Origin of the sequence: Bradyrhizobium genosp. SA-4 str. CB756 (assembly GCF_000473125.1) — a bacterium.
GTDB lineage: Bacteria > Pseudomonadota > Alphaproteobacteria > Rhizobiales > Xanthobacteraceae > Bradyrhizobium > Bradyrhizobium arachidis.
In genome coordinates, this window is record NZ_KI421499.1 from 6,025,102 (window position 1) to 6,043,430 (window position 18,329).

The 18,329-nt window shown below is 57.8% G+C and carries 11 protein-coding genes and 1 pseudogene; 5 read left to right on the forward strand and 7 right to left on the reverse strand.

The genetic code is table 11. The features are described 5' to 3' along the window. Positions 1–78: 78 nt before the first annotated feature. From BRAGE_RS57970 to BRAGE_RS0129150, 5 genes and pseudogenes are all read right to left on the reverse strand, one after another. Positions 79–231, reverse strand: a pseudogene (locus tag BRAGE_RS57970) (HipA N-terminal domain-containing protein); the annotation flags it as partial. A gap of 1,409 nt (positions 232–1,640) precedes the next feature. After that, on the reverse strand, positions 1,641–1,847 hold the full coding sequence (locus tag BRAGE_RS53230) for a cold-shock protein (protein ID WP_028146392.1): 207 nt from the start codon (positions 1,845–1,847) through the stop codon (positions 1,641–1,643). A 674-nt stretch (positions 1,848–2,521) separates the two neighbouring features. Next, positions 2,522–4,642, reverse strand: a complete 2,121-nt coding sequence (locus tag BRAGE_RS0129130; RefSeq protein WP_027562783.1) for a prolyl oligopeptidase family serine peptidase — start codon at positions 4,640–4,642, stop codon at positions 2,522–2,524. A 1,132-nt stretch (positions 4,643–5,774) separates the two neighbouring features. Beyond that, on the reverse strand, positions 5,775–7,643 hold the full coding sequence (locus BRAGE_RS0129140; RefSeq protein ID WP_051378111.1) for an alpha,alpha-trehalose-phosphate synthase (UDP-forming): 1,869 nt from the start codon (positions 7,641–7,643) through the stop codon (positions 5,775–5,777). A gap of 1,575 nt (positions 7,644–9,218) precedes the next feature. After that, the gene (locus BRAGE_RS0129150; protein ID WP_027562785.1) at positions 9,219–9,431 is read right to left on the reverse strand and encodes a response regulator transcription factor; all 213 of its coding nucleotides are present in this window, start codon (positions 9,429–9,431) and stop codon (positions 9,219–9,221) included. 601 nt (positions 9,432–10,032) lie between these two features. On the opposite strand from BRAGE_RS0129150, the gene aepX reads away from it, so the two are divergent. Both aepX and BRAGE_RS0129160 read left to right on the forward strand, forming a co-directional pair. Continuing rightward, entirely contained in the window at positions 10,033–10,890 is an 858-nt protein-coding gene (gene aepX, locus BRAGE_RS0129155) for a phosphoenolpyruvate mutase (protein WP_027562786.1), read from the forward strand. A gap of 315 nt (positions 10,891–11,205) precedes the next feature. Further along, entirely contained in the window at positions 11,206–11,976 is a 771-nt protein-coding gene (locus BRAGE_RS0129160; RefSeq protein WP_027562787.1) for a phosphocholine cytidylyltransferase family protein, read from the forward strand. 254 nt (positions 11,977–12,230) lie between these two features. On the opposite strand, the gene phnF is transcribed toward BRAGE_RS0129160, so the two are convergent. Next, a complete protein-coding gene (phnF, locus tag BRAGE_RS49640) occupies positions 12,231–13,031 on the reverse strand; it encodes a phosphonate metabolism transcriptional regulator PhnF (protein ID WP_051378113.1) in 801 nt (266 codons plus the stop codon). 27 nt (positions 13,032–13,058) lie between these two features. Beyond that, entirely contained in the window at positions 13,059–14,549 is a 1,491-nt protein-coding gene (locus BRAGE_RS0129170; RefSeq protein ID WP_027562788.1) for an alkaline phosphatase family protein, read from the reverse strand. Between the two features lie 243 nt (positions 14,550–14,792). Here BRAGE_RS0129170 and BRAGE_RS0129175 point away from each other — a divergent pair, with 243 nt between their 5' ends. The 3 genes from BRAGE_RS0129175 to BRAGE_RS49650 are packed head-to-tail and all read left to right on the forward strand — an operon-like array spanning position 14,793 to position 18,322. Next, entirely contained in the window at positions 14,793–16,349 is a 1,557-nt protein-coding gene (locus BRAGE_RS0129175) for an ABC transporter substrate-binding protein (RefSeq protein ID WP_035730181.1), read from the forward strand. Between the two features lie 56 nt (positions 16,350–16,405). Beyond that, positions 16,406–17,422, forward strand: a complete 1,017-nt coding sequence (locus BRAGE_RS49645; protein ID WP_245161734.1) for an ABC transporter ATP-binding protein — start codon at positions 16,406–16,408, stop codon at positions 17,420–17,422. Next, on the forward strand, positions 17,423–18,322 hold the full coding sequence (locus tag BRAGE_RS49650; protein WP_051378116.1) for an ABC transporter ATP-binding protein: 900 nt from the start codon (positions 17,423–17,425) through the stop codon (positions 18,320–18,322). Positions 18,323–18,329 lie beyond the last annotated feature (7 nt).

The following is an 18,329-nucleotide window of genomic DNA, read 5'->3' on the forward strand; positions in this document are numbered from 1 at the left end:
CTCTCGCGAGGCCTGGTCGGGGATCTCTCGCCATTTGCCGGCGATCAACGCGGTGCCAGGTTGTCCGATGGAGAGCGCGCCGGCGGTGTCGCGGCCCATTTCGGCAAGAAGATCGATGACATCGGCCGGCGACTTGCCGAGCATATGACCTACGGTCCCGAGAGTTGCGTTCTCCGGCAGCAGATTTGCCGCCCATGGCAGAATTGCCAAGGCATCGTGCTGAAGCAGCAAATGTCTAGCGAAAAGTTACTGAGCGGGAACTTTTCGCTCCATTTCCGAGGGAGAGAGCATAAAAGTTACCGAGCGGGAACATTTTTCCAGAGCGACGCGGAGCGGCCGGGGAATACCGATCGAGAATTCTGCTCCCAAATACGAGCGGGGTTCATGAAGAGGAGATCGACGAAGACCGGCCGGGAAATGCCCGCTAATGCCCACCGAACGAAGCAGTCCTTAGCGTCCGCTCGATGTCGAGCGGCGCTACCGGCCCCGCAACCCACAACGGCGAGATAACCTTCGCTCTGAAGAGGAGGCCAGCCTGATCGACGGGGCTGTCAAGGCAGCTGCTGCGCGTCGGGCATGGATAACCCAACACCAATGAAAAATATCATCGGGGCCTCTCACCAAGTTGGCGAAACCTCTGCGTTCCGAGGACCGACAATTGCCGCGCTGGATCACAACTCGCTTCTAGCCCATGCGAGGTCGTCACATCGAGGTGACAAGAACAGAAGTGCCGCCTGGGAGGGCGATCACGGACAGGAAGAGGCGATGGAGAGCCGCCCGTCAATTCTGCACGCTCGGCTGAGATACCTCACAGGCGCAGCAGGGTGACAGCTGAGCAAATATGATCAACACCTGCTCTAGCTGTCGAAGATTACGCGCGCGCTTGCTCCGACAATCATTTCGTGGCCATGAACGACCGCAGTCGATTTGATTGATGCTGCGCGAGAACGACAGAACTCTAGCCTAACATAGGTGCCGCGCTCCTCCCAGCCACGGCGACAGTCGAGGCGCTCCAGCGGGTCCGGCTCTCCTGCGACGACCCCGCGCCCTCTGACGGCGACTGCGGAGGAATAAGTATTGCGGCATCCGTGATCGCTTGCGCGGCGACTTCGCTCGGCGAGGAATTGGCCCAACCCTGCGGTACTCGAGGCCGGCGCAGCACGTCAAGCTGAAGCCCCGGTTGAGGGGCCACTCTCTTTGATCGGCGAAGCTCCTTTTCGAGCGCAGACAGGAATTGCCGCTGGTCTTGCGCATTTCCCAGCCAAGAGCATCGCGAAACACAAAGTCCGCCGGGATCCGGCCCGTGTTCTGCCAACCGCTTCATGCGCTCGTGACGTGCGCGACGTGCACTTCACGGCGTGACCACGAGCGTACGGCTCGAACTGTTCGTGGTTAGCTCGCCGAAATATGTTTCCACAGCGGCACTGCCGGCACTGCGACGTGACTGGTACAGCTGTAACTCTGGCTGCAACTATTGGTCAATGGCTTCAGAAGATCGAGGCTCTCAAGCGGTTTGCGAGACAGCCCCACGCCTAGAAGAGACGGTCGAAAGGCCGAACGCCCGGCGCGCCGTGACAAGGCATCGCCGGATAGGTGCGACAACAAGCTTTGCAGAGAGCAGTTTCCGGAGGCGGGTCAGATCAGCCAACCCGGAGATCCTCAGCTGACGTCTTACCCGAACGCCCGGTCTTGAGCTGATAACTTACCCGGGCCCCCTCTTCGAGAGTGGTGTAACCGGCCCTTTCGACTGCACTGATGTGCACGAAGACATCGGGGCTTCCGTCCTCAGGCCTGATAAACCCATAACCTTTTGTCGAGTTGAACCACTTCACAGTACCCATTGCCACGGCGGCATCTCCATAGTGAACCGTTGTGATCTAGCGAAGAGTCTTCCGGCCATCAAGACGGTCGGCAAGAGATACCCAGCGTCGCTGCGCCGATCACGTGCTCGTTTTTTATAGCGTGGTCTAGCTGCGGCCGCATCGTGCAAGCGACAAAAATCCTGACGTCGACGACAGGCCCAGATGACGTTTTGATCTTCGCTTCACCCTTCGCGCGCCAACGGCTTACAGAAGATTTGCGGAGCCTCGAACATGCCACTCTCGCCCAAAGCCGGCAAATGCTCTTCATGGACATCGAACAACAGGGCGGCCTTGAACTCCTTTCCGCACGTGGAGCAGGATTACCGCGCCTGCCTGCATTGAAGCAACCTGACGTGCTTTCTCAAGCACGAAGAGGCTTGCATGGCTGCCCTTTGGCTGTTCGTCTTCGGACGTCAACCGCACATCGCGTCCTGTCGAATGAACAGGGCCCGCCGAGACAATCCTCAAGGAAGCGCATTTGGCAAGTTATCCGCACGGTTTTGCGAGCTGGCAAACCCGCTCGACAACGGCGGAGCCTGTTCAACCGGTAGCTTCCGCATCTGACGAACTTCGATGAATTCAGCGAATCAACGTGAAGACGTTTGAGATAATCAATGGTCTCGATTTTCTCTGCTTCGATCAGCCCGTCGACCGAAAGTTTACTCGGAACAAAGCCGCCTCGATGCATAGGTGTATTCGAGGGCCAGTTGACGCGCGTGTTCTCTGAGATTGGCCGCGGCGCTGTGTCCCCCGTCGATGTTCTCGTAATAAAGGTAAGCCTGGCCCAGCGCAGCGAGCTTCGCGGCAGCCTTGCGGCCGTGCGCTGGATGCACACGATCGTCCTTGGTGGAGGTAAGAATTAAGGGAACGGGATAGGTCTTGCCCGCCACCAGCTTCTGGTAGGGCGAGTAGCGTTCGATCCACGCACGCTGCTCGGCAATGGCGGGGTCACCGTACTCGCCGATCCAGTAGGCGCCCGCGCCCAGTTTGGTGTATCCAAGCATGTCGAGCAGCGGTACCTCGATGATCGCCGCGTTGAAGAGCTCGGGACGTTGGGTGATTGCCGCGCCAACGAGGAGCCCACCCTGGCTGCCGCCAATTACTCCAAGCCGGCGTGGACTCGTGATCTTGCGGCGGATCAGGTCCTCGGCAACGGCAATGAAATCGTCCCATGTCGTCTGCTTCATTGCCCCTTGCGCGGCTTGATGCCATTGTGGGCCAAACTCGCCGCCCCCGCGCAGGTTCGCAACGACATAGGCATTGCCCTGTTCGAGCCAGAGCCGCGCCCCCGGCCCCAGATCAGAGGGCAGAAGCGGGACTTGGAAGCCGCCATAGCCATGGAGAAGTGTCGGAATTGCGCCATCAAACTTTGCGTTCTTTGGTCGCACCAGAAAATAGGGAATTGACGTGCCATCAGGCGAAGTGGCTTCGAGCTGCTCCACGACATGGTTGGACGCATCGAAGGCAGACGGGGCCTTCTTCAGTTCCTCAAGCCTTTTGCTTTGCGCATCAAAATACCAGACTGACGTTGGTCCGAGATAACTCGAGACGGTAAACTTGACCCTGTCCGCTTCATCATAGGTAACTGACAGGCTGACAGCTGTTTGTTCCGGCAGCGGTATGGGCGTCGCGGACCAAGCTCCATGATCGTACTTATAAACGAACGCTTTGCTTTGAACGTTCTCAAGGATCGTCAGGATCAAAAACTTCTTTGTGGCGGTTAACTCGCTCACGGCCTGGCGGGGCCCAGGTTGAAAGACAAGCGAGGCTTTGGCGCGCAGCGGATCCTGCTTCCACTCGTCGAGGTCATACGAGATCACCGAGCCCGCCGTGAATCGGCTGTCCTCTGAGGGCGTCCAGTCCTCGTCAAGTTTCACAAGCAGGCGGCCGCACGCGATCGTGACGATCTCGGCCTTCTTCGGCAGATTGAGCTTGACGGCCCGATCGGGGCGGAAGACCACATATTCGGACTCGAAAGAGCTGATTGCGCGCACCGCGCCGGTCGCATGAATATGATCCTCGCTGTCACGAAGCACGAGGGGCTGCGTCTCACTGTCGGTGGGCTCGCCACGAAAGATCTCGCGAGCCTCACTGAGCGACTGAGCGCGTTTGAGCTCCTTCACCACAAATGGGTAGCCGGCCCCCGTCAAAGTCCCCTCGCCCCAGTCCCGTGCAACAAGGAGTGTGTCACCATCGAGCCAGCTGACGTCCTGCTTGCCCTCTTGGAGATAAAAGCCGCCCGCAACGAAGGTCTTGGCGACGCTATCGAACTCTCGTATGGACACGGCATCCTTGCCGCCATCGGAAAGGCTAATTAGGCAGAGGCGCTGTTCAGGCGGAAGGCAGCTGGCACCTCGAAAGACCCAATTTCTGTTCTCGGCGACGGCCAAGGCGTCCACGTCGAGGATGGCTTCCCACTTTGGGTCTTGGCCACGATCGCTCTCACGCGTGGTGCGCCGCCAGACGCCGCGTACCTGGTTCTCGTCTTGCCAGAAATGCTCCGGACCGCGCCCTTCCAATGGAATATTTGCGATCCGATCCTTCTGCAGGATGGAGAGCGCCTGTTCGTAGAAGTGCCGATAGCGAGGATCTGACTGAAGCACCCCGAGCGTCTTCTCGTTCTCGGCGCGAACCCAAGCCACCGCGGCTGGCCCTTCGATCTCCTCGAGCCAACGGAATGGATCATCCGTCAGTGCCACATCGGTTCGCTCCTGTGAAAGCGTCGTGGAGATGAAGCAGGCAATCGAGATCAGTGTGGCGAAGAGGAGTGATGTCTTCATAAATTTACTCCAGCTGAGGTCGAGCGGCCACGCTCGCGGGCCGCGGAGCGTCAAGCAGAAGCGGCGGAAAGCACGCGCATGACGTAGCGCGGCTTGCGCTATATCGCGCCCCTCACTGCAAGCTGCGTGCCGGCTAAAGAGTCGCAAGTTTCAGCCGTTCGGGGCTCCGCGACCATGTTCGGTTGCCGCCATTGGTCGCCAAGCAGACATCACAGCGTGTCGGCGGACGGCCTGCGAGAGAGCACCAGCATTTTCGATTTTCAGTGGCAAGCCCGGGGGCGCAGCGATGCTGCTTACCTCGACATCTTAGGTCCTCCCGGTCGGCGTCACCGAGCGGACTTCTCGACGGGCATCATCAGGACGAAGCCCAGCGCATTGATCAGCAGCGACATCGGGCTAAGGGTGGTATGCGTGGCGACCTCCGACCCGTCGGCTGTAATCATTGCTGAGTTGGAGGAGCTTTTTCCTTACGAAAACACACGAAGTCACACCGATAACTCGGGCCGTTAACTGGTTGCCGAGAGGATTGCGCTCGAGACGAGGAGAGTAAGAACGCCCCCGAAACGGCCTACGTAGCAACACCTCTTGAGATTGAGCCAACAATCAACCACAGGTACAAGCACCAGATCAGGTTCTTCTGCGCAACAAGATGGCGAAATGAGGCTGGGCATCAGCAGCAATTGAGGAGCCACGGTCCAGCTTAAACGATCCTGATTCACCCGGTTTGGACCGACGCACGAGCGGTGGTCTCATCGACGACGCCCGATTACACAAACGAGACCAAGGCGAGATTTCGATCGAGAATGCCTGCTGCTGCCGGATCATGGGGCCGGTCCAAGGTTGGTACAATCCTCACTGCGAACTGTTCTGTGACGTTGCTGTTGCGGCCACCGAGCAAGTGCCGTTTTCCGGGGCGGAGCGATCAACGGCAGCAGCCCGCCGGCTGTCGCTGCCATTACTCGCATCACCGTCGTTTACAGATAGAGCATGAGTTGACTGTATCGTCCTATTCTGGTCATGGACCACTCGCATGATGTCTTGGTTTCGTGCACGCGTCAGCGCCAAAGACCTGGATTGCTCCTCTGTCCTGCTACAGAGGCCTGTCATCCACCGTGCTATGATTTTCGCCCGGTCAGTCGTCGCGGGCACCGAGCTCTTGTCCGCGACGACCATCGCGTGAAGCTGTCGCCGCCGGCAGATCCCAGAGTCTGTCCTGTGTATGCTTCAGTGGGGCCGCTAAAGCCTCAAAGGCCGACCCGACGTCTGCATAGCCAGCCTGCTTCAAAGCGCCATCAGCGGGATCAATCTCGTTATAGGCGGTCAGCGCCGCCGCATAACTTTGATATAAGGGCATTTGAGCCTCGTTGCTCCAGCCGAAACCGGGAAGGAGGATGTGATCAGCCGGAATCATGACGCGGCTTTTGTCCAGCTCCCGGAGGTAGTTCGCCGACCAGTCGTGAATGGTGTAGGATTCAATCTTATCCATCATCGACCGCCAGCGCTTGACACGCTCCTCAAGCGGCATGTTGGCCGCTTTCGAAATAGCGTCAGCAATCTCTTCGGGATTGTTTGGGTCAATCAGCAGTGCCTCGTCTTCGTTGAAATCTTCAGCCGCCCCCGCAAACTTCGATAGTACAAGAACGCCGGGATTATTTGGGTCTTGGGCGGCGACATATTCTTTCGCCACGAGATTCATGCCATCACGCAGCGGCGTGACGAGACCTACATTTGCGGCGCGGTAAAGACGGGCGAGTGCAGCCTGGCTGAACGAGTCATTCGTGTAGTGGATCGCCTTCCACTCGTCCGTGCCATGCTCAGCATTGACTTGGCTGATCGCATTCTCCACGTCCTCCTTGTACTTCTGATATTCGACGACGTCCGCACGAGAGGACGGCGCGATCTGCAGCAACGAGATGCTGCCAGGCTCCGCGGCTAAAAGGTGGTTGAACGCTTTGACCCTCTTATCGATACCCTTTGTGTAGTCGAGCCGGTCTACGCCGACCGCAAACTTGGTGCCCGCGAACTTCTGCAATAATGACGAGAGTTTTTCTTCCTCAGCGGGTGAAACCTCTGCCGAAAGGTACTCCGCAAACTGCTTGGGATCGATGCCGATCGGGAATTTTTGGAGCCGCGTCTGGCCACGCTCCGTTGTCAGGATGCCATCCTTGCTCTTCAGCCCGAAATATACCTGCAGACAGGCCAGAAAATTGTTGAGATCTCGGTTTGTCTGAAAGCCGAGCAGATCGTACTCCAGCATCAACTTCATAAGTTCGCGATGGTGGGGTACGCGCTCGATCATGTCGGGTGACGGCCATTGCGTGTGCAGAAAAAAGCCGGTCGGCCGATCTATGCCGAGCCTGTGCAGTTCGGCCGCGAGCGGAAGCAAATGATAATCATGGACCCAGAATGCGTCCCGATCCCGTACGTCGAAGGCCGCTCGCGCTATAAACGCGTTCACATTTCGATAGCTCTCATAATCGCCTTCGGAGCCTGACATCCGTTCAAGCAGGGAGTGCAGTGCCGGCCACAGGGTCGAATTCGAAAAACCTCGATAATAGCCGGCATAGTCCGCCTCTGGCAGGTCTAGCCTCGCCACGTCGCCTGCACCGGTCTTCACCAGCGGCAAGGGCTGGTCGGTACCATCTCCTTGGGTGTCCGAGGAACCCACCCAGAGTGCACCGGAATGTTGAACGACCGGTTCGAGGCCTGCCGCAAGCCCGCCGGTCTGGGGCTTGTTAGGGTCGAAGGGGGCAACCCGGTTCGAGATGACAACCAGCTTCATTTCGGGCTTCTGGTTGACCGTATCGAGGCCGTCCTCCATGTCGGCCGAAACAACAGCATCGGAAGGACCTGCACCTCCTTGTTGCTCCTGTTCCAACGGCATGTCGTGCAGCTGCAGGTCAAAGGCCGCTTGGCCTAAGGTTTCATCTTGCTGGGTCGTGCCTGATGTGCTGCTGGAAGCCAACGTTGCGGTGTCGATCGCGTCATGGATCCGAACCATCTCGTAACTCCCTTTGACGATGCTTGCGTTTGATGCAGTCGCAGATCAGCCCCGAGATATCTCCATTACGCACGATGGCAGGTCCAGCTTTCCGGAATCTGACCAGTCGAGCAAAATCATCGAATTGCTGCATCCAATCGGGATTTCAAGGCGGTCGTGGCGGATGAGGCGACGAGATCCCAAATTAGGGCAAGATGACGTTTGGCTTCATCGAGTTGATGAGTGTAAGCAGAGCGTTGCCGTCGTTGCCGGCGACGCGTAATGGGGCTCGATGGGAGGAAGACTCAGGCGGTGTGACGAGGTCACCGTCCTATCGGCACCATTTGCATGGCGCGAGCGCGCATTGACAAGTCTATGGAGTAGTCAATCGTCTGGATGCCGGAGATCTTTTGCCAACATCGGCCGCGCGCTCCGGCACCCCGACGGTAGGATATAAACGGGCATCATAGGGCTGCTGGCGTGGTCCGCGCGGCGGCTCATCGGGCATCCGAATACGAGGTAGACACCTGCAGAGAAGCTTCCTTCAAGCTGCCGCGGCCCAGTACCTTGGTCTATGAGATTGTGCCCCTACGCGGTGATACGATCCGCTTCCATGACATGCCCCTGTTCGTACCCTGAGGAGGATACCTCCGATGCGGTCGGCTTGATGCTCTGCCCGGCGGCAAAAACAATGCGAACGACTCCCCACTATGCAAGAGCAAACGAAATTGCAGCTCGAAGTTTGACCAGGATGGTAGGAGCGTGCGTCGTTAACGGCCCCGTACTTGTCGTCCCCACCACGCGGAGAATGCATATGAGCTCTACATTGCGCACCGATTCGTGGTTGCGTTGCGCGCCTCGAATCCTCCTCAACGCCGTTCCCGGTTCTGCCAAGTTTCCAAATCATGAATGACGCCTGTGGTCGTGGCCCAACTCAGCCACATCGACTTAGAGTCGCCCGCCTCGGAAAACACCGGGATCGCGCCGTCCGCCGCAAACAACTTCAGCTTATCTCGAATCCACCACATCATCTGAAGAACGCAACAGTCGCACCGGGTGTCCGCGGAAAGGCCGTTCAACAAGCTAGCTACGCTTCGTGAGGATCGCGCGCACATCGTTGACCGCACAGAGCGCTAGAATATGATGAAACGTCTACCAGCAGCACGCTTTTGGAAATGGATTCACGCACTATGAGTGCCCTCTTCGTGTCCGGCCCAACCGGCTACGCCGCCTTTCCGAACGACCACGACTTCAGTACGTAAGCCGCTACCATAAACTCTCTTCAATTTACGCCACGCATACGACCGCCGCAGCCGCTGCAGGGGGACGGACCGATCACATCGTTAACATAGACATCCGACCGGCCGTCGAGCTTACAAGGGGGTCATGAGCCTGTGAGCTCACCTCCCCTAATGGTCTACGGAGCCCCGTGACGATCGGCGACGAAATAGAAGCACGTCCCGGTTCATAGTAACAGCGCCTATATTATGGCTCTACGGCCGCGGCCGCGTCATTCGCGTCGCATTCCGCCGGAGCAAGCCGCAGTCGCCCTTACATTTGGCTAGATCTGTATGGGCGGCAACGGAACCGCGACCGTTACTCAATAAGACGATAACGTCGCGCCTTGACGACGCACTGAGTCCGGCTGGACGTTTCCAGCTTTCGCATCGCATTCTTGATATGAAAGTTGACGGTGTTCTCGCTCACTTTCAGAATGACGCCGATAGCCCAGGATGACTTCCCCTCCTCGACCCATCGCAAACACTGTCTTTCCCGCTCCGACAGCACAACCTCTTTCTCATCCGCCATGAATTTCTCCTGGACTCGAGAGAACAGGAGAGGCATCAGCAAGTGCCATGCCACTCAGTGGCGGCCAGCAACATCGGCGAGGCAGGACGATCTTCGGCGATTGCCGCGACATTCGCGCAAAACCGCCATCCCACTACAGCCCTGTCGATGGGATCGCGACATGTGTCGTAAACACGACATCAGCATTACGACAACCGTGGCTGTCGATGTTGTGTCCAACTCCATGTGAGGCGGATATCACCCTTTCGCTAAGCACTCGTCCCCGTCAAGGAGTGGGAGAGTTCTCCCTGGGGCTGTAGGACCAGGCTCGCGAACCCAGGTCATCCATTCGTACCAAGGCTCCTCTTTCTAGCCTTTAAGGATCCCAATCAACCCATAGCGAAAAGCTTTGCGTTCGGCGCCATTCCTACGCAATTATGCGAATCTGCGCGTCTCAAAAAACTACCAATGCTGGTCATTGATAGGCATTCCCCCGAAAAGATATGAACGGTGACGTTGGCGCCAATCGAGGATCGGCTTGCAGGATCTAGGCATGCAGAATCAACCACAAGCTGTTCGGGCTACGGCAGGTCGTCAATGCGCAGGGCCGTCGCCCGTCGAAATGCTTCGCGCCCAGGTCTGCTCGAATGATGAGCTCTCGTTTCTGATGGAAGCGCATGATGGCCTGTCTGCCATGATCGCCCAGCGCTCAGGATTCAAGGGGCTCTGGGCCTCTGGTTTGTCGATTGCCAGCTCGCTCGGCTATCGCGATGCCAATGAAGCCTCATGGACCCAGCTCGTCCAGAGCGTCGAACGCATCGTGGACTCGACAGAGCTCCCTGTGCTCGTTGACGGGGATGGCGGCTTCGGTAATTTCAACAATGCTCGCCTTCTCGCACGCAAACTTCATCAGTCGGGCGCCGCCGGCATCTCGCTTGAGGACAGCTGTTTTCCGAAGCTGAACTCGCTCATTGGTGAGCGGCATCCGCTCGCCAATATCGATGAATTCTCCGGTCGTCTGCGGGCTGTAAAGGATGCAGTCGCCGACAATTTGGTTCTCGTGGCTAGGATCGAAGCGCTGATCGCTGGGCACGGGTTGAATGAAGCTATCTTGCGTGCTCACGCTTATGCCGACGCGGGAGCCGATGCAATCTTGATTCACTCGCGAAAGAGTACCGCGGACGAGATGCTTTCGTTTGTCACCGAGTGGCGGAACCGGCTCCCTCTCGTGATCGTTCCGACGACGTACTTTCGAACGCCAGTCTCCGCCTATCGTGATGCGCGTATCTCCACAGTCGTCTGGGCCAATCACTCCATGCGGGCTGCGGCAGCTGCAATGCGGCGCATCTGCGATAGCATCGCAGCTCAAGAGAGCGTTGCGAACATTGAATCTCATATCGCGCCGCTCAGTGAGATATTCGAGCTCCTGAGGTATGACGAGCTCGCCGTGGCCGAAAAGCAATATCTGCAGCCCAGCTAGTCCATGTCAGCAGAGTTGGACCTTCAGCTTCTCTTTCAAAACCCGCCCGATGCGCCGCGGGCCCTCGTCGGACTCGCTCCGGTGTGACCCAGCAAGCCCGCGACCTAACATCCTGGACAGCTCCGGACATGGCTAAACATCTGTCCCTAACGCTTAAGGATCACACAGCGGCTGATGCAGGTGTATGCGTCGATGACAATTCACAGCTACGCCCTTCAATATCTGGGCTGGTCGACAAGTCTGCGGCACGTAACACTGAACAGAGGCGTTCACGATGCTCGGGGAGCGAAACTCGAGATGATGAAGGCGAATGAAATGCCTCTGAATGCTCCCAAGCATGCTCTCATTCTCGCCGCCGGAGTGGGCTCTCGACTGCGACCGCTAACGGATCTAAACCCGAAGCCGTTAATCCAAATCCATGGCACTGCCATCCTGCACAACGCGCTCCATAACCTTGGGCGTGTCGGCGTGGAACAGGTGACGATTGTTGTCGGGTATCGCAAAGAGGCGATCCAAGAAGCTTGCGGCAGCCGGTTTGGCGGTGTTGCGATCAAATACATCGAATCCCCCGTTTACGACCGTACTGGGAGCGCCTATTCGCTCTGGCTGGCGCGTGACGCGCTCGTTTCCGGGGACCACCTGCTTCTTGAGGGCGACGTCTTCTTCGAGGAAAATGTATTGCGGCAGCTGCTTATCAGTGAAGAGCCAGACGCGGCTGCTGTCGCTCCCTTCGGCGAGCTAATGCAGGGATCAGCGGTCCTATTGTCCGATCTTGGCTTCATTTCAGAATTTCGCTTGAAACAAACAGCGAGAAATCTCATCACGGATGGGCCGCCTCTTTACAAGACGATGAATCTGTTTCGCCTGTCCGCGTCTACTCTGCGGACAGAGGTCGTTCCGGCCCTAGACGATATGATCAAGGCCGGAGCTACCCAAGCCTACACCGAGGAGCTTCTTTCCTATCTCGTGGAAAGGCAAGGCCTGCTGCTTGCTGCGGTGAGATGCGATGATCTCAGGTGGTACGAAATCGATGATGCCGACGATCTGCATACCGCCGAGCGCATCTTCGCAAAAGCCGACGTTTGATACAACGCCCACGATCACGGGAGGTTTGACGCGGCGCCTCTTTACGACCTGCGCCGCTGCCTCTGAGACTGGCCGCCTAACAACGCCAAGGCCCGCAAGCTTGAAGGGGTCGCAACCAACGCGGCCTCCTAGTGTCTCAGCAAAACGCGAGCACCTCGTCCGGGCATGATGCGTGAAACACACCCCCAGAAGCAATGGTGCGAGCGAAACAGTTATTTCCCTCCAGCCGCTTTGAGGGAGGCATCGGACGGGACCTAGACCTTCACAGAGGCAGATGTTTTCCATTTCCTCGCTTGCGCTTTTCCGGATCGAGGCTTTCCTGCAAGCGACTGCTCCGCGGAACTCATCTCTTTAAAGTCGAACCTGAAGTTGATTCTCGGTGCGCACAGCACATTCTCGCCAAATTTGATCGGAATACGGCCGGAGCAATCAAGGCTCTCTTTGACGAAGACCGGTGCTGAAGTCGACATTTCAAGGAGGCGCGCCTCCTGCGCAGAGGGCAGACGCGCACTTATCGTCACCCATTGCTGCGAGTAGTCTTCAATTCCAATGCGCCTGAGAGCTGTCGAGATCGAGTTGGCGCCAGAGAATTTGTCCAGCAGTCCGGGAGTGCGCTTCGCCGGAAAGTAGCTATGAGCGATGACGATTGGGATCTCGTCCTGATAGCTCAGTGTGTCGATGCGCAGCACATCGTCACGAGCTTGCAAATCGAGGTAGCCGGCGAGCCGCTTGTCTGCCTTTATCGTTGCAGCAGACAGTATCTTACGACGCGCCAAGCGGCCTTGCGAGATGAGATTATCGGTCAGCCGGGTTTGAGGGGAGAGCAGATAGGGTGTTGGATGTTCGACAACGAAAGTGCCTCTCCCCTGCTCGACGCGGAGCAGTCCCTCCTGCTCGAGTGCCCGAATGGCGTATCTTACGGTGTGCCGGTTGACACCATATTCGAGAGCAAGCTCTACGTCGTTCGGAAGTTTTTCGCCTGGCCGAAATCGGCTCGAGGCAATGGCTTCTTCGATGTTCGACCGAACAAACTCCCAGCGCTTTCCTTGATACATAGGTCAAATGTTCCGTGGTTCAGGCTTTCAATTGCGCGGATTAGCACCAGCTTTATCATTCTTAACCTGCGCCAGCCGTGTTACGGCCGCTCCCCTCAGATAAAGACGTTGTCGGTAAAGCTCCCGGAAGACAGTTGACCGGCGTGTTGAAGAGGCAACTGAGACGCTCGCATCTTCGACATCATACTGGCTTCTGTCCTCGCGATCTTGCAAAGCTTCATCGATGATACGGCCGTGCACCGTCGACGGTAACGGCAGTCCCAAGCTGGAAAGGATCGTCGGTACCAGATCAACGATGCTGGTTGGGGCCGCAACAACTCCCCTTCTAAAGGCATCGCCAGCAAGGATGCATAATGAAGACAGCTCGTGCGCCGAAAGCCCTCCGTGCATACCAACGCCGATTGGATAGGTCCCATCGTAGTACACGGCGTCGCGCGAACCGCTCCGATTAGCCGCGCCGCAATCGGCGAGAACAAACGACAGGTCTGCACTTCGTTCGTGTTCGGCCATGACAGCCGAAAGCGCAAGGGTGCGCGCGATAATTGGAGAGCCATCGGGAGCCTGACGTGAGAAAGCAACGCCAAACCATGGCTCCTCGCACATGGCGTGATACAGCTCTGTCAGAAGATGACCCTCTCTGTCCCGGGCCCAAATGTTGACAGCGCGTTGAGCGGTTATTGCGGCGTCTACGTCGGGCGTGAGTTCGTATCCGACCTTGAAACCCGACCGCCGCAGGTGTTTCAATACGGAGACCTTTTCTCCAATGATGGCGTGTCCGTGATCGGATGCAGCAATAAGCTGTACTCCTTCCCGCTCTCCTTTCTCGTTCCACCAAGCGAATATACGCCCAAACTGGCGATCGACCTCGTGGAGCACCTCACGCGCTCTAGGATGCTGAAGTCCGAACATGTGATATGTAATGTCCGGCTCGGAAAGCCAGAGCAGGCTGACCTCCGGAAGTGCTTCTTTCTTCAGGAACGAGAAGAATAGGTCGACGACGCGTTCAATGGTCGCACGCGCCGGTCGCTCGTCGGGAGGGAGCATCGGAAACGACGGCGCAATCCGGCGAACGGCAGCGTTGCCACCGAACATTGACGGGTCATGGACCCAGAACGCCGGCGCCCCCGCCTGCCAACTCCCCCAGCTGGAAAGTCCAAAAGAGCCCTGTGATTGAGATCCGATCGACAACATCGCCCTTCCATGAGCCGCCAAGACTTCGCCGATCGTCGTGGCGGTGAGAACGCCACCGCTTTCGCCCCCGAGTGTCAGGAGCTCCGAGAGCGAAGATCCGTCGATCGATCGACCGTTCGCCACAAAGCGGTTGCCGATGATTCCGTGCGCCGCGCTATGTCCGCCCGTGGCCAGCGCGGCCGATGAAACCCGCGTCTCACTGGGAAAAGATGAGGTATGGCGGGCAAGTCGAAGGCCGATTTTGGACAGCTCGGCGAGATTGGGCGTAACTGCTTCGTTTAGCTGGTCAGGACGAAGACCATCCAGCATGACAATTACGAATTTCATTCCGCCACCTTCCAGCTCCGATTCCGAGCCTCAACCTACGGGAGTGGCGACGCCGTTGTCTAGCTACCTAGGTACCTAGGCCTGTCATGATGGTGTCACACGGTGTGAATTATATCTCGCAGTAGTCGAACCGTTCCTCAGAAAACCATTGTCCGAGACCGCCCGGCCCGAGCGTGAGCACGCGAAGCTGAATGGTTCAGAGCTCGGCACGCAATGGTTTGTGCAACTAAGAAGAGATGTGTGATGAAGACCTGTGATCGACGCACGGTTCTCAAATTGGTCGGTGGGCTGAGCTTGCTTCCATCGACCTCTGTCTTTGCCCAAGACGCTGGCCGGACGGCACTGCGGATCGCAATGCAGGATCTGCGCGTCGAGCTCGATCCGCTCCATCCCCGTGCCACGGCGCTCGTGAGCTTTCGGGTGCTCGAGAGCATTTACGACAAGCTCTTTGCAACCGACTATCAACGGGACGGGCAGATTCGGCCGATGTTGGCTGAAAGCATCGAGGCTCTCGACAGCACCACATATCGCGTGTCTCTGCGGAAAGGGGTTCAATTCCACGATGGTGAAGAGTTAACGGCAGAGGACGTCGCATTTACCTTCGGCGCGGAGCGTATGCTGGCAAAGGACAGCCCGGGTTATGGCGTTGGCCAGATCAGCTTTCCGTCGATGAGCGCGGTGCGGGCAACCGGTCGACACACTGTCGAGTTTAGCACGAAGGCGCCCGATCCTGTCTTCGTCAAACGACTGACCTCCTATGGAGGCGGCATCGTCTCGAAATCGGCCTATCTGAAGGCGGTGACATTCGATCAATGGGCCAGAGCACCCGTCGCGGCGGGGCCTTACCGCGTCGTTGAGGCCGTCGAAAACCGCTACATACGCCTCGAGGCGCACGAGGGCTACTGGGGTGGAAGGCCGCCGCTGAAGGGCATCGAGTTTCGGATGGTGCGGGAGCCGGCAGCACGCGTCGCCGGCCTTCGCGCTGGCGACTTCGACATCATCACAACCGTAGCGCCGGATCAGTTCGATATCCTCGCCGCGGACAACCGGCTGGACGTGGTTGGAGGCGACACGATGTCCTTCCGCACGCTGGTCTATGATTCGACGACCAATGAGGTGCTGCGGGATCCGCGCATGAGGCGCGCCATGAATCTTGCGATCGACAGGCAGACCGTTGTCAATAGTATCTGGCGCAAGCGCATCAGTGTACCGCCTTCCCATCAACACCTTGCTTACGGCGCTCTCTACAATCCTGACCGGCCAATCCCACGGTACAATCCGGAAGAGGCCAAGCGGCTTCTTGCCGAAGCTGGTTACAAAGGGGCAGCAATTCCTTTCAAAACGGTCGGCAACTATTACACGGCCGAGCTTATCGAAACTCAAGCTATCGCGGCAATGTGGAGGGCTATCGGCCTGAACGTCGATATCCAAATGAAAGAGAATTGGGCCCAAGTCGAAGAGCGTTTGGGCCGCGGCGTGAACAACTCGTCAGATGGCACATACTATCCCGACCCCACCGCATCTTTCGTCTCGCGCTGGGGGTCTCAGAGCAATTTTCAGAGGGGTGGGTATTGGCGGAACGACAGATTCAATATGCTGGAGACGACTTTGCTGACGGCGCAGGACCCGGCCCAAAGGCGAGCCGCCTATCAAGAGATGCTGGACATATTCGACGAGATTGATCCACCAGGAACGGTGCTCCATTCGCTTGGCGAGTTCTTCGGGAAGCGCGCCAACATCAAGTGGACACCGACGCCAACCGGTTTGATGAATTTTCGGCCAGGCGCAATCAACGTCTAGCCGAGAACGCCCTGGGCCAGACGCAGAAGACTATGGTCTGCTCGGAAGGTGGAATCATGGACCAAACCAGTTCGCATGCACTTGAAGCACCTTATGCTCGAACTTTTGAGCACGGGAGTGCCGGACGCCCGGCCATCGCGGCTGGCGGCGCGCCGATTCTTAGCATTACTGGTTTGACTGTTGTTCTCGCAGAGCAGCCCGAGACGCGCCTCCTGGAGGCCGTTCAGTTCGAGCTGCGGAAGGGTGAGTTTTTCGCGCTTGTCGGCGAAAGCGGCAGCGGAAAGAGCGTGCTGTGTTCGACCATCATGGGAGTAGCTAGTTCCGAACTGAGATGTCTCGGCGACATCCATATCGAAGGCAGGCGTCTTTCTGATGTCGATCGGCGCCAGCGTGCAATGATCTACCAACAGCCAAGTCTATATCTTAACCCTGTCCGGAACATTGGTTTCCAGCTTCGCGAGACGGTCCAGGTGCTCGACGGCTTGAGCAAGAAAGAGGCGAGCGAAAGGGCTGCAGATCTACTCCGCGATGTGGGGATTAATGACCCCAATGAGACGATGAGAAAATACCCGCACGAGATGTCCGGCGGAATGAATCAGCGCGTCATGATTGCAATGGCGCTGGCGATGAAGCCGAAGCTTCTCATCGCTGACGAGCCGACCTCGGCCCTCGACGTCACCACGCAAAAGCAGATCCTTGACTTGCTCGAACAGCTCCGCTCAGACATGGCAATCCTCTTTGTGACCCACGACCTGGGCGTTGCCCTGCAACGATCGGACCGCATCGGCGTTCTCTACGCCGGCCAGCTGGTCGAAATCGGGCGCGCCGATCTCGTCGCTCGAACTCCCCTGCATCCCTATACGCGCGCCCTATTCTCCGCTGTCCCCCCACTCTCAGGGCGTCCCCGGCGTCTGCACAGCCCAGCAGGCAGCCTCCCTGAACCTACTCAGCGCCAGGCCGGCTGCAATTTCGCATCTCGGTGCTCCGGAAGGTTGGACATTTGCCGGCACACAAGGCCTACCTTGCAGGGCATTCCACAACAAGTGGTGGCATGCCACAACTTGGAGGCATGAATGGCATTACCGACCGATCCTCCTCACGTTCATACAGCGCGCGCGTCGTCCGAACCCATTCTCGAGCTGCGCAATGTCGATTTTTCCTACCCGGCTGCTCGGCGCTCCGCTGCGCAGGTCCTTGGCGGCTCGAGGCTGCATAAGATCAACATGATCATCCGTCGTGGCAAGGCCCATGGGCTGATAGGAGAGTCCGGCAGCGGCAAAAGCACCATCGCCAAGCTTCTGCTTGGGCTGATAGCGCCAGAAGCGGGTCAGATCTTTTTTGACGGCGAGCTGCTGACGCCGGATCCATTGGCTGCGTTCCGCCTTCGTGTCCAACCTGTCTTTCAGAGCCCTCTCGACGCACTGGACCCAATTACCCCGATCGGCAAACAAATCATCGCGCCTCTGCTCGTGAACTTCAAAATGAAATCTTCCGAGTGTCAGGCTCGGCTCGCTGCAGCAATTTCCGCCGTCGGCCTATCGGGCGAGATCCTTGGCAAATTGCCCCATCAGATAAGCGGCGGACAGGCGCAGCGGGTCAACATAGCTCGAGCACTTATTCTCGATCCCGAGGTTCTGATTTGTGACGAGCCCGTCTCCGCACTTGACATGACCGTTCAGGCTCAGATCCTAAACCTTCTGTCGGATCTGCGCGAGAGCCGGGGCCTGTCCCTCTTGTTCATCAGTCATGATATCAGATCCGTTGCCTATCTCTGCTCAGAGATCACCGTCCTGAAGCGCGGAAGCATCGTTGAGAGCGGTTCACGCGATGAGGTGCTGCTCGACCCAAAGACGGATTACATGAAGTCCCTACTCGAGGCGGTGCCCAATTCTGGGCTCGGCCTTCAAACGGCATCACCTTCAAAGCCTTGTTCGCAGCCAGCAGGGCGTCGCGACTTGCCGGCGGAGGGGTGATAGCCGC

What these genes read in the sequence shown, in the direction of transcription:
- BRAGE_RS0129140 (WP_051378111.1), bottom strand. Translation starts at nt 7,643, where the DNA reads ATGGTTCGGATCCATGACGCGATCGACACCGCAACGTTGGCTTCCAGC.
- BRAGE_RS0129160 (WP_027562787.1), top strand. Translation starts at nt 11,206, where the DNA reads ATGCCTCTGAATGCTCCCAAGCATGCTCTCATTCTCGCCGCCGGAGTG.
- BRAGE_RS49645 (WP_245161734.1), top strand. Translation starts at nt 16,406, where the DNA reads ATGGACCAAACCAGTTCGCATGCACTTGAAGCACCTTATGCTCGAACT.
- aepX (WP_027562786.1), top strand. Translation starts at nt 10,033, where the DNA reads ATGCTTCGCGCCCAGGTCTGCTCGAATGATGAGCTCTCGTTTCTGATG.
- BRAGE_RS0129150 (WP_027562785.1), bottom strand. Translation starts at nt 9,431, where the DNA reads ATGGCGGATGAGAAAGAGGTTGTGCTGTCGGAGCGGGAAAGACAGTGT.
- BRAGE_RS0129130 (WP_027562783.1), bottom strand. Translation starts at nt 4,642, where the DNA reads ATGAAGACATCACTCCTCTTCGCCACACTGATCTCGATTGCCTGCTTC.
- BRAGE_RS0129175 (WP_035730181.1), top strand. Translation starts at nt 14,793, where the DNA reads ATGAAGACCTGTGATCGACGCACGGTTCTCAAATTGGTCGGTGGGCTG.
- BRAGE_RS49650 (WP_051378116.1), top strand. Translation starts at nt 17,423, where the DNA reads ATGGCATTACCGACCGATCCTCCTCACGTTCATACAGCGCGCGCGTCG.
- phnF (WP_051378113.1), bottom strand. Translation starts at nt 13,031, where the DNA reads ATGTATCAAGGAAAGCGCTGGGAGTTTGTTCGGTCGAACATCGAAGAA.
- BRAGE_RS0129170 (WP_027562788.1), bottom strand. Translation starts at nt 14,549, where the DNA reads ATGAAATTCGTAATTGTCATGCTGGATGGTCTTCGTCCTGACCAGCTA.